This window comes from Waterburya sp. (genome assembly GCF_058530065.1).
Genome location: NZ_JBZNBU010000302.1, coordinates 1 through 2,793, shown reverse-complemented (window position 1 = coordinate 2,793; position 2,793 = coordinate 1). Strand labels below are relative to the sequence as shown.

4 protein-coding genes are annotated in these 2,793 nt (G+C 43.4%); 2 read left to right on the top strand and 2 right to left on the bottom strand.

What is annotated here, in order from left to right:
* On the bottom strand, nt 1-1,276 hold a 1,276-nt coding region (locus tag AC33VI_RS18095), incomplete at its 3' end, for an HlyD family secretion protein (protein ID WP_491783659.1).
* Nucleotides 1,277-1,349: 73 nt separating this feature from the next.
* Nucleotides 1,350-1,907, bottom strand: a complete 558-nt coding sequence (locus tag AC33VI_RS18090; protein ID WP_491783658.1) for a TetR/AcrR family transcriptional regulator — start codon at nt 1,905-1,907, stop codon at nt 1,350-1,352.
* Between the two features lie 142 nt (nt 1,908-2,049).
* On the opposite strand from AC33VI_RS18090, the gene AC33VI_RS18085 reads away from it, so the two are divergent.
* Together AC33VI_RS18085 and AC33VI_RS18080 are read left to right on the top strand one after the other, a co-directional pair.
* Entirely contained in the window at nt 2,050-2,226 is a 177-nt protein-coding gene (locus AC33VI_RS18085; protein ID WP_491783657.1) for a hypothetical protein, read from the top strand.
* 10 nt (nt 2,227-2,236) lie between these two features.
* Nucleotides 2,237-2,793, top strand: a 557-nt coding sequence (locus AC33VI_RS18080; protein WP_491783656.1) for a phosphoglucose isomerase-related protein, incomplete at its 3' end; no start/stop codon positions are given.

The window sequence follows — 2,793 nt, the reverse complement described above, 5'->3', positions numbered from 1 at the left end:
TTATCTTGACAATAGTTTTAGAATTAGTCAGACGTGCTACTTTACTGCTAGTTTCAGGATCTAGATAAATTTTTACCTCTACTACTCTGCTATCTACATCCGCCGCAGGATCGGTACTCAATACATCTTGTTTGCCAATTTTTAAACCAACACGAGCGACTGTACCAGTAATCTCTCCTGTAAATGCACCCGTTTCGCTACGAATGGTGGCAGTCTGTCCCACTTCTACCTTACCGATATCGCTTTCGTAGACTTCTGCTACCACCATCATTTTGCTAGTCTGGGCGAATTCCACTACCCCGTCTTCGCTGACTATTTCCCCTGGATAGGCGTTAATTTTGATAATTTGTCCGTTGCTGGGGGCTTTGATGCTAGTTAATTCTAAATCTTCTTCTGCTTGAGCTAAAGCTGCGATCGCTCTTGCTATATTTGCCTGTGCTTTAATTACATCTACTTCCCGCACTTCCTCCACGCTGTCTAAAGTGGCTTCGGCTTCGGCGATTTGTTTCTCTAAAGTAGTTTTATTACGTCTTGCTACCGCTTGGGCTTGTTCGATTTGTTGTCCCAAAGTAGTTAAAGTACGGTTATAACTAGCTTCCGCTTCAGCAAGGTTGTTTTTAGCTGTTGCCACCGTCAAACGACGAGAATCTAATTCCGATTCTGAAATCACTCCATCATCAGCTAAGGCTTGATAGCGTCTTAATTCACTGACTGCATTGTTTAATTCCGCTTTAACGCGATCGCTTGTGGCTTGTCTTTCGGCAGTTTCGTTACGCAATTGAGCTTCTAGACGAGCAATTTCTGCTTGGTCGGCAGCGATCTCTCCTGCCAACTGAGCTTGGACTCTGGCTAAAGTTGCAGCTTGAGCATTAATATCCCCTTGCTTTGCCCCAGCCCTAACGATAGCTAAATCCGCTTCTGCTACTTTTACTTCTTGACGAGCTAATTCCAAAGCAGCTTGGGCGCGCTTATAGTTATCCAATAAAGCAATAGTATCCCCTTCCGTGACGCGATCGCCTTCTTCCACCAATAATTTAGCTATCTTTGCTCCTCCTAAATCTGGGGTCGGAGCAAGTTCAATCGTACTTCCTTGGGGTTCAATTCTGCCCAAAGCAGTAACCGCATTAATCGGCTGGGGTTGAATGGTTTCTGTTTCTTCTTTGGTTGCCGTGCGATTGAGACTATAGATAGTCGTCACTCCCACCAACGCGAAACCCACCACCCCCAGAGCAATTATTAGTTTGTTATTTATCGGTATCTTTTGTAGTTTTTCCATTTTTAGTTATTAGTTGTTAGGGGCGGTTCGCGAACCGCCCGTACATTTATTAGTTGTTAGTCTCCTTAGTCCCCTAATCCCTTCCCTGTATTGGAGTCAAAAGCATATTGATTAAAAAACTCCCAAACTCTTTCATACTGAGGTCAAATTTTTTATCTCTCTCTTTGCGCTCCCAAAATCCCATAAAAGCAAAATAGCCAATCTCCGCTTTGTGTCTGGCTTCTATTTCATTGAACCCATAGTCTTGTAATAATCGATTGAGAAAATCTACTCTTGCTGTCTCGACAATTTGCACTCGCTCTTGTATTGCTGGATCTTGATTTGCCCAAATAAAAATTGCCGTTTCGGGATCTGGTAGATTGCACAATTCTTCTGCCAAAACAAATAGCTTGACCAACTGTCTTTCGGGGGTAGGTTCTTTTTGAGACTCTTCAATGAGCCAAAGGGTTTCATTTTCCCAACGCTGCAAAATCCCTTCAAGTAGTTCTTTACGGTTTTTAAAATGCCAATAAAAACTACCTTTACTGACTTCTAGGTGGCGAGCTAACACTTCTATTTTGACGGCTGCTACTCCCTGGTTTGCCATCAGCACCCATCCCGCATCAATCCAATCTTTTTTTGTTAAAACCAAGCTTCATTTTTCCATACGGTAACGTATGTTTTTATGATAATTAAAAAAAATCAACTCGTCAATACTCGCGCGTTCCCAAGCCAGTCCGTTGCGGGTCTGTGACCCGTTGAAGGAACTGGCGTTTGCGCCTTTCGGCGATATTATGCCCTTGTGGTACGCGGGGTCGCTCGTCAATACGGTAGAGTATGTTTGCGATCGAGCGATCGACTTTCAAATAAAAAGCTATCTTTTGAGCAAACTTTGGGAAGAAATTGTAAAACGCTGTCAAAAGTCAGGTACGCTTCTACTAAACTTACAGGTAGAATTCGCGCTGACATAAAAACTTACTTATGGACAACCTGACACTTTGGCAACGTTACCAAGATTGGCTCTATTACGACGCAGATTTAGGATTTTATTTGGATGTAAGCCGCATTTCTTTCGACGACGCTCTCATAGCAGAACTACAACCCAAATTCGAGAAAGCATTTAAAGATATTGAAGCCTTAGAAGGTGGTGCGATCGCCAATCCTGATGAAAACCGCATGGTGGGTCATTATTGGTTGCGCGACCCAGATTTAGCCCCCACCGCAGAATTAAAACAGGATATTATCGATACCAACAATAGCGTTTTAGAATTTACTAAAAAGGTACACAGTGGTGAAATTAAACCTCCTAGTGGCGGAAAATTCACCGATATTCTCTCCATTGGTATTGGCGGATCGGCTCTCGGTCCTCAGTTTGTGGCACAAGCCCTAGCCCCCGACGAACCACCGTTGAAAATCCATTTTATTGATAATACCGATCCTGGGGGAATAGATCGCGTTTTAGCTGGGATTGAAGATCTTAGTACTACTCTAGTATCGGTAATTTCTAAATCTGGCGGTACTCCCGAAACCCGCAACGG